Annotated in this window: 4 protein-coding genes; 2 read left to right on the top strand and 2 right to left on the bottom strand. The window is 34.2% G+C overall.

The window, feature by feature from the left end:
- Window positions 1-399 precede the first annotated feature (399 nt).
- A complete protein-coding gene (locus tag ESZ39_RS07860; RefSeq protein WP_146879357.1) occupies window positions 400-948 on the bottom strand; it encodes an ester cyclase in 549 nt (182 codons plus the stop codon).
- Window positions 949-1,591: 643 nt separating this feature from the next.
- Here ESZ39_RS07860 and ESZ39_RS07855 point away from each other — a divergent pair.
- Window positions 1,592-1,924, top strand: coding sequence for a hypothetical protein (locus ESZ39_RS07855; protein WP_146879356.1), 333 nt, complete (start codon window positions 1,592-1,594; stop codon window positions 1,922-1,924).
- A 394-nt stretch (window positions 1,925-2,318) separates the two neighbouring features.
- On the opposite strand, the gene ESZ39_RS07850 is transcribed toward ESZ39_RS07855, so the two are convergent.
- Window positions 2,319-4,523: an EAL domain-containing protein gene (locus ESZ39_RS07850; RefSeq protein WP_146879355.1), complete on the bottom strand. Its 2,205-nt coding sequence runs from the start codon at window positions 4,521-4,523 to the stop codon at window positions 2,319-2,321.
- Window positions 4,524-5,136: 613 nt separating this feature from the next.
- Between ESZ39_RS07850 and ESZ39_RS07845 the strand changes: the two genes are divergently transcribed.
- The gene (locus tag ESZ39_RS07845) at window positions 5,137-9,096 is read left to right on the top strand and encodes a response regulator (RefSeq protein ID WP_146879354.1); all 3,960 of its coding nucleotides are present in this window, start codon (window positions 5,137-5,139) and stop codon (window positions 9,094-9,096) included.
- Window position 9,097: the final 1 nt, after the last annotated feature.

The following is a 9,097-nucleotide window of genomic DNA, read 5'->3' as shown; positions in this document are numbered from 1 at the left end:
CAGGAAAAATAACTCAAGGTAAGGCGCTCGATTGAGCAATAGCTGGCTATTGGGATTGAGAGCAACACAGCCTTGAGCTATTTTAACTAGTACAAGTGAGCAATAACTTAATGGGATTGGTATTAGTAGATGCTTGCGCTATAGCGGTTTTGGTTTTGCCGCTTCCACCTGTGCAGCCTTGCCGCTCAAGTTGCCATGATTTTTATTTTCTTCTGTAAAAAGCATAGTAGGCATCGATGCAGAAAGTTTCTGTTTTTGTTTTTGTTTTTGTTTTTGTTTTTGTTTTTGTTTTTGTTTTTGTAATGAAAATATCTTACAGGGCTCCTAGTCTTCTTAGCTTTAATTACACTTAACTATTGTTAAGTGTAATTTGGCTCAGATGACCTTATTGTAGAATTATTAATCCGCTGGGATTAAGCCAAGTTGTCGATAGAAAAGTAAATTATCTAAAAAATCTTGTTCTTGTGCTATTTTCCCATCTTTCATTTTAACCAGTGTTACTCCGTCGATATCCACTTGTTTTCCAGAAGCAGCAATACCAAAAAATTCACCCGTATGAGTTCCTTTAAAATTCCAATGTTTAACAATCTTATTACCTTGTCCAAAAACATCAACAAGGGTGAAGGTAATATCAGAAAATCCAGTCAAATAGTGTTGGTAATAAGCCTTAAAACCTTCAATTCCAACTATATTTTCGGGTGATGTGATCAACGTGATACTAGTGTCAAAATTAGTTGCGTTTATTTTATCAATTTCTCTTTTATTGATAATATCGTCCCAGACAATTTTATACATTTTAAGGTTATTGTTTAATTTTTTCTCAGCGCTCTCTAAAGTAATATTTTTGGCTGATGGTAAATTTTCAGCTTGATTTTCATAACTCATCATCGTTAATAAAAGTAGTGAAAAAATGACTCCACTCAATAAGGTCTTGCTTAATTTCATCATTATATCCCTTTAATATCTGCCTACTCTAAAGCCATTTTAGGCTTAACCCTTGGTGCTATTCAACATCACTGCCTATACGTTTATTACCCATATAAAATGAATGACTTTGTGTCATATAGTTGTTTTATACCAATTTGATTAATTAAGTGATCACCTTTTTCATGAGGAAAAATGGATAAATACAAGGCATAAAATTTAGTCAGTAGTTATTCACCTTATAAATTTTATAACGCTGTAGTTATTCATTTTAACCATTAAAAATGAGCAGGTAATTAATCAACTTGGTATTATATACCAAGCAAAGCATAGACCTCATCCCTGAACTACACAATAATACCAATCTCATTAATTATCTGATCATTTCAAACCTGGTTAAAACAACCAGCATTAATGAAATTAGTGTAATACCAATCCCATTAAGTTATTGCTCACTTGTACTAGTTAAAATAGCTCAAGGCTGTGTTGCTCTCACTCCCAATAGCCAGCTATTGCTCAATCGAGCGCCTTACCTTGAATTATTTTTCCTGCGCACAACAAGATCACAAACTTAATGGAACTGGTATAATATTAACTTAGAAATAATGTACCAAGCGCTTTAAGTACTATATGTTAGCTGCATCAGCATTATTTGATTGAAAAAACTATGGCGTTAAAAGCAGATTTAAAACATTTTCTAGACGAAGAAGGTAAGGTACTCGCGCTTACTGAACAAGCAGAAACAGTATTCAAATTTCTCAGTGAAATTGTAATGTCGGTTTCCAAGCATATCAAGCAACCCCTTATTGAGATTGACTTAGTTGCTGTAGATTTGAAATGCAACACCCGCGCTGAGCAACTGACTTGTGATGGAAACATTGAAGCAAGGTGTATCAGCACTAGGGTAATTGAGTGGCATTGCGACACCTGCGAAGCGGTGGGAACAATCTCGAATTGGCAAGGAAGTATGTGGGACAAGCAACAACACACAATTCATTAGTTCATCGTTTGCTTCTGAAAGTTTTACCAATTTAATGAAATGATCTATTTTTTCATGGGAAAATGAATAAATACAAGACATAAAATTTAGTCAGTCGTCATTCTAGTTATAAATTTTAACCGTTAAAATGAGTAAATAATTAATCAACTTGGCATTAGTCTTAAAAGTGTCGTCTTAACAAGTTTAGGGGCACAACAAAACAGGGCAACGATATCAATTTAATCAACACTAAAAGTGTCTGCTTTTATATCAGGATTACTATTATAAAACTTGGAGTTGACTTACTATTGATAACTTACAAGCTGTATCTTGTAAGTTATTAAAACAAAATAGCTGTCTATATCACCATATACTATAAAATAAATGATACTCTAAACAGCTATATAATGTTGGTTTATGTATCGTTCAATGAACCTTGCTGTGTCCATGAACTGCTTGGTTTCCACTCATCTCGCCAATCAAGAAAATTTTCACTCGGCATAGGGCGTGCTATAAAATAACCTTGGGCAAGTTCACATCCAAGTTGTAATAATACTTCCCCGTGTTCTAAGGTTTCGACCCCTTCTGCAATAACCTGCATACCAAAAGCATCAGAGAGTCTGATAATACCTTCTATTATCGCAAGATCATTTGAGTCTTCTAACATATCCCGCACAAAACTTTGGTCAACTTTGATATAGGTGAAGGCTAACCTTTTAAGATAGCTTAGTGAAGAATAACCAGTACCAAAATCATCTAAAGCAAAATGTACACCAAGTTTCCTACAATGGTTGATCACCTTTGATGCTTTGGATAAGTCTTCAAGGCCACTGGTTTCAAGGACTTCCACTTCTAACAAAGAAGGTTTTACATCTGGAAATTCAAGTAAAATCTTTTCAAATTGTTCAACAAAATTATTTGATAAAAGTTGCAGAGCACTGACATTAATACTTATGGGTATATCTATTCCCAAACTCTGCCAACGTGCTATTTGCATAAGAGCAGTTCTCATTACCCACTCGCCAACAGCAATAGACAATGAATGCCCTTCTATTGCAGGTAAAAAATCATTAGGCGGTACCAGACCTTTCTCAGGGTGTTGCCAGCGTATTAAAGCCTCTACCCCTACAACCTCCCCAGTTCTCATATTAACTTTTGGTTGATAATAAAGCACAAACTCGTCAGCATTAAGTGCTCGACGTATACGTTTAATCTGTTCAAAACGCTCTCGAGCTAAATCGTCTTCCTTAGCATCAAAAATATGATAGCGATTTTTTCCAGATAATTTTGCTTCAAACATCGCTTGATCCGCTTGGCGTAAAAGATGATCAGGAGCAATTATTTCAGTTTGAGGATAAAAAGTGATACCTATGCTAGCTGAAACTTGCAACGATAGCTTATTAATGAAGAATTGTTCGGCCGCGGCATTAAGTATGCGAGTTATTAACGGCAAGCTACTTTCAATATCAACTAAATTTGACAGTATGATAACAAACTCATCACCGCCAATGCGAGCAAGCGTATCTTCTTTACGTAAGATATCATGCATTTTTTTTGACAAGGCGATAAGCAACTGATCACCTATATCGGTGCCGTAGGTGTCGTTTACTGCTTTAAAGTTATCAATATCAAGCACAACAACAGCTAATGATTGCTTGTTATGCTCTACTTGCTTCATGTTTTTCTGTAGACGATCAGCTAATAATATACGATTACTGGGTAGACCTGTTAAAGTGTCGTAATGGGCCATATAGACCAGTTTTTCTTCCGCTATCTTACGGCCAGAAACATTATTAAGTAGCAACCGTAACTCGAATACATTGTTATGTTTCTCGATGGTTGCACTTAAGTGCGCCCAAAATACTGTTTTATCAGGTTGTACAAGTTTCAATTCACACTCTGTGTACTGGTGAGACGCTAAAAGTTTTTTAAAAAAAACTTTATAGGTTTCTTGATAATCTATGTGGATAAAATGTGAAAAAAGCTTATTTATCAATTTTTTTTGCTCAAGCCCCAACAAGTTTGCCGCGGTAAGGTTGGGTTCTTGAATAAGTCCTTGCTCACTCAGTGTACAATAGCCAATAGGCGCCAAATTATAAAGGTCGAAATAGCGTTGCTTGGTTTCTTTCAGTTCTTTTTGACTCTGTAGTAATCCTACTGTCTGTTCATTGACTAAGGAATCAAGATGTTTGTTGAAAAAAACTAGTTGTTTTTGTTTGGTAAAAAGCTCTATATAAACACTTACTTTTGATAAGAAGCTATACTTTTCAATTGGTTTGGTAAAATAATCAACTGCGCCAAGTTCAAAACCATGACGAACAAATTCTTCCTTTTTAAATGCTGCGCTTAAGAAAACAATAGGAATATTTTTTGTTTTAGCGTTTGATTTTAAAAATTTAGCTACTTCAAAGCCATTCATATCTGGCATTTGTATATCTAAAATGATCAGATCGATCTCTTCACTTAATGCAATTTGTAAGCACTGCTCGCCACTGAATGCTTTTAGGGTGCTTAAGTGGTCAAGTTTCAATTGTTTAAGTAGATTGTCTAATATGTAAAGATTCTCACTTAGATCATCAACAATAAGAATATTGATCTTTTCATTTTTTTTATCTGCCACAACAACTCCTTTTTTTATTATTATTACAATTAATTGTATATAAATTTACATATTAACACTAAGGCCTAACTTAATTATAACATTTTGATAATAAACAACAAAAGATACAAGTGCAGCGTAACACGAATTATTCTCTTTGTCAGAGTCCGACTATTGCTTACATTACCTTTACTTTTTTACTGCATGATCCTTGCTCGCGCTACTGTTGATTGGATACCAACGAGACACCCCATAATACCTTTCCTGAAAAATCCCTATGCTTTACTGCCGTGCCTACTACAAATAACTACGCTAGCAATATTAATCTGTAGAGACCCAATACCAATTTTATTAAATTATGGCTCATTTATACTGGTTAAAATACACTAGGGCTGCGTTACTCTGATGTATTTTCTCTGCGTACAACAAGCTAAAAAGCTTAATAAAAATAATATAACATCGGCTGAATTTCTTAGTTAATTAGCTGAATATTTAGCTGGTATTATTTAATAGTGTATTTCGTTGGTTACTAAAATGGCTAAAAGCTGATTACTTGTTTTTATCTATTTTCCTTGATAATTAGTGCTATAGTGCTAAAAAATCAAGTGCTAAAAATAATAAAAAGGAAGTGCCGATGTTCAAAAATATGACACTAATTAAAAGAATTACTCTGCTGAGTTTTTTTTCTATGCTGGGCATTATTATCATTTTGACGTTAGGTCTATATAGCCTTAGCGTGATGAATGATAATTTCAATAAAGTGATAGAAGAAGATGCAACAAAAGCTATTTTAAGTAAAGATATAAAAGTCAGTTTACTTGAGATGCACAGAGCAGAAAAAAACGTCATATTATCATTAACTCAAGAAGAGATGCGCGAGTATAACACTGACTTTTTGGCCGCCCAAAAAGATATTGAAAAAAATATTGTTGACTTAACTATACTGATAGATAAAGAAAACCTTGTAAAGTTGGAAGCGATTAAAACTCTTTATGCTAGGTATTCCTCTATTTATGAGGATATTTATAACTTAACAAAACAAAATTCAAATCAAAAAGCTAAAGCGCTAATGAGTATTGATGCTAGAGATAAAATAAAAATTGTTGATGCACTCACTGATGAACTTGCTTTAATTATTAATGAAGAGCTGCTAGCCGTTGTAGCAAATATTAAGACTAAGGCTGATACTAAATCTATAGAGTCGAAGCAACAAACATTAACACTCATATCTAGTATAGAGTCTAATATTTTAAAATCTGTACGAGATGCAGGTCGGTCAATTTTATCACCTGATTCAAATGAAATTAAAAAGATGGTTGAGCGTTCAAACTTCTACTTATCTCAAGTTCAGAGAGATACGAGAAAACTTAGAACTATTACAGATAAAGATAAAAACACAAAAATTGATCAGATAATATCAGCACTTAGAACCTATGACCAAGTGCAATCTGAAGTACTGAACTTAGCAATACAAAACTCAAATCGAAAAGCACTAGTCCTATCTACAACAAAGTCAAAAGAATATATTACTCAGTCAAAAGGTTTGATAAATGAAATATTAAACTATAACGATAAAATGATGCACCAAGCAACCCTGCTTTCTGACATTAGGTATAATGAAGCTTTTAGTCGTTTATTTATCGTTTTTAGTACTGTTTTTATCTTCTTGATTTATTTTTCTGTGGTCACCTATAAATATTTTAATAACAGACTCAAAGCGGTATATAACAAAATAGACATTCTTAAAACCGGTAGATTTGAAGATGATAAAGCAGAGAGTGTAACTAGTGACGAACTAGGCATGATAACAAGTGCTTTAAGTGCGGCAATAAAACTCTTAAGAGACAGCGGTATTGAATCTAAAAATAAAAATTGGATAAAAGAAGGGGTAAACACCTTAAATAAAGTATTGAGTACTGAGACTGAAGTAGTTGAAGTGAGTAGAAAATCAATTGATTTTTTATGTAGCTATCTTAACGCCGGTATTGGTTCATTATATATTTTTGATGAAGAGACAGAAACATTAAAGCAGTATGCAAATTATGCTTATGTGCAACGAGAAGAGATAGCAAACAAGTTTGCCTTAGGTGAAGGTACCGTTGGACAGGTCGCACGTCAAAAAAGCCCAATACAACTAAAAAATATTAAACGCACACATCTGCTAATAGACACAGGCACAACCAGTGAGCCCCCTTTAAATACCTATACCTTCCCTTTAATCTACCAAAATAAACTTTTTGGCGTGATAGAGCTAGGCTCTAGTGAGGTCTTTGATGCCAATGCTGCAGAGTTTTTCTTATTAGCCAATGAGATTATTGCCACCGCACTGTCTTCTGCTAAACAAAGTCAAAAAGTTCAAATATTGCTCGAAGAAACACAAAATAAAAATGCAGCGATTGAAAAAGCAAATGTACAGATGCAAGAACAACAGCAAGAGCTTGAAGAAGCAAACGCTCAAATGGAAGAGCAGCAACAACAACTTGAAGAAGCAAACGCTCAAATGGAAGAGCAGCAGCAACAACTTGAAGAAGCAAATTCTCAAATGGAAGAGCAGCATCAGCAACTTGAAGAAAAAAATCTTAGCTTAGAAGAGTCCCAGCACACTTTAGACAAACGAGCAGATGATTTGGCGATGTCTAGCAAATACAAATCGGAATTTTTAGCTAATATGTCACATGAACTGAGAACGCCACTTAACTCAATTATCTTACTTTCAGATATGTTACAAGATGATATGTTTGGACATCTTGATAAAGAAGAGATTAAAAAAGCGTCAATCATTCATAATAGTGGCAATGAGTTACTGAGGCTTATCAACGATATACTTGATCTTTCCAAGGTAGAAGCAGGAAAAATGGATGTTATTCTAGACGAATTTGAATCAAGCACATTTAATGATGAAATTAGCACACAATTTGAACATCAAGCACAAGAAAATAATCTAGCATTCATTGCTTCAGATCATTATAAAGGCCTAATTAATAGCGATAAAGCTAAATTAGCGCAAGTTGTGCGTAACCTAATCTCTAATGCTTTAAAATTTACCCAGCAAGGAACAGTCTCTTTAGATATAGACAATGTTGACCATGACAGCATTAAAATATCGGTGAGCGATACTGGCATTGGTATACCTAGTGATAAATTAAAAAGTATCTTTGAAGCCTTTCAACAGGCTGATGGTGGTACCAGTAGAACCTACGGTGGCACCGGACTTGGACTGTCTATCAGTAAAGAACTTATCCATATGTTAGGGGGAAAAATAAGCGTAACCTCTAAGATTAATGAAGGTAGTACCTTTAGTATTACCATCCCAAAGATGAATAAAGCTATAAATTCAAATGCAAATGAAGAAAGAGATATATACAATCATCAAGCAACAGCATTAAAAGAAGATAATACGCCCAGTAGCGACAGTATTATTGATGATAGAAAGCTTTTAACAGCAGTAGACAAGGCATTTTTGATTATAGAGGATGACAGAAATTTTGCTGATATTTTAAGAGCAAGAATCAATAAAGAAAATGAATATGCACTAATAGCACTCAATGGTAAAGATGGCTTACAACTGGCAAAAGAGTATGAAATAAAAGGGGTTTTGTTAGATTTAGGACTGCCTGATATGAATGGAATAGATGTACTAAAAGAATTTAAAATGAACCCAAGCCTGAGAAAAATACCCGTCTATGTGATTTCAGGCGAGGAGAAAGCCAAAAAGACATTAGCACATGGCGCAATAGGATATAGCTTTAAACCCGTTGCTAGGCATGACATTTCCAATGCTATAGAAAAAATAAATTCATTTAATAACAAAAAAATCAAAGACTTACTGTTGGTGGAAGATGATGACACACAAAGAGAAGCGTTACTTGAATTTACCCAAAGCGGTAGTGTTAAATCAACCGGAGTTTCTTCAAAAACCGAAGCACTTAAAGAGTTAGATAAAGGTATTTATGATGGCATTATTATTGATTTGGGCCTAAATGATGGTAACGGTTTTGAGATATGTGAGTATATTAAAGCAAATAATATTCAAATTCCTATTATCATTTATACCGGAAAAAACCTCAGTACTGACGAAGAGAAAACATTACGACAATACACAGATACTATAGTCATAAAAACCGTGGCATCACAAAAGAGACTGTTAGAAGAAGTTGATATTTTTATGCACAGGGTAAAAATTAAGAGTAAGGGTAAAGTACAAAATATTAATGATATAGATTTAAGCGGCGCAAAAATTCTAGTCGCTGATGACGATATACGCAATATTTATGTGTTGAGTGAAGCCTTAGGCTCTAAGGGTGCTGAAATTATAACGGCAAGTGATGGTAAAGAAGCCGTTGAAATTTTAGATGCACATAGCGATATAAACGTGATCCTGATGGATATTATGATGCCTGTTATGGATGGCTACGAAGCGACAAAAATCATTAAAAGTAATGCTAAAACAAAAGATATTCCTATTATTGCCGTGACAGCAAAAGCGATGGCAGAAGACCGAGTAAAAGCACTCGAAGCCGGGTGTGATGACTATATATCAAAACCTTTAAAAATGGATATTTTATTGGGTATAATGAAAAGCTGGATTAGATAAA

The organism is Colwellia sp. C1TZA3 (genome assembly GCF_007954265.1).
Taxonomy (GTDB): domain Bacteria; phylum Pseudomonadota; class Gammaproteobacteria; order Enterobacterales; family Alteromonadaceae; genus Cognaticolwellia.
The sequence above is the reverse complement of the archived record's forward strand: the minus strand, read 5'-3'. Positions and strand labels throughout refer to the sequence as shown.

What these genes read in the sequence shown, in the direction of transcription:
- ESZ39_RS07860 (WP_146879357.1), bottom strand. Translation starts at nt 948, where the DNA reads ATGATGAAATTAAGCAAGACCTTATTGAGTGGAGTCATTTTTTCACTA.
- ESZ39_RS07855 (WP_146879356.1), top strand. Translation starts at nt 1,592, where the DNA reads ATGGCGTTAAAAGCAGATTTAAAACATTTTCTAGACGAAGAAGGTAAG.
- ESZ39_RS07845 (WP_146879354.1), top strand. Translation starts at nt 5,137, where the DNA reads ATGTTCAAAAATATGACACTAATTAAAAGAATTACTCTGCTGAGTTTT.